Source organism: Streptomyces sp. P9(2023), from assembly GCF_032436795.1.
In the GTDB taxonomy this organism is placed as follows: Bacteria; Actinomycetota; Actinomycetes; order Streptomycetales; family Streptomycetaceae; genus Streptomyces.
In genome coordinates this window covers 1-339 of the sequence record NZ_JAUPWM010000263.1, presented here as the reverse complement: position 1 = coordinate 339, position 339 = coordinate 1, and the positions used below count along the sequence as shown (strand labels likewise).

Below are 339 nucleotides of genomic sequence, written 5' to 3'. Positions count from 1 at the left end.
CTCAACACCACGCTCGCGCAGGACGTGGCAGCCGGACGCGCCGAATGGGTGGACCCCGACCGAGCAGGCCTCCTGCCCTACCTGTGGACCTGGTGCCGAGACATCGAGGCCGACGCCCTCGACGCCGGCCACCACCCCGACGACCTGCCCGACACCGTCGCAGGCTGCTGCGCATGGCTCACCACCTGGCTCAACTTCGCCCAGACCCTGCCCCAGTGGGACGAGCTGGTGTGGGGCATCGACCGCTGCTGGCGCAACACCCGTGCCGCCACCCGAGGAGTCCGCGACGACGACCCACCCCGACACGCCCGATGCAACCGCTGCCACATCGGCACCCTC

At 71.4% G+C, this 339-nt stretch carries 1 protein-coding gene; it reads left to right on the top strand.

Annotated features, from left to right (window positions below):
* Window positions 1-24: 24 nt before the first annotated feature.
* The coding region (locus Q5762_RS37585) for a hypothetical protein (protein WP_315896802.1) at window positions 25-339 on the top strand (315 nt) is incomplete at its 3' end.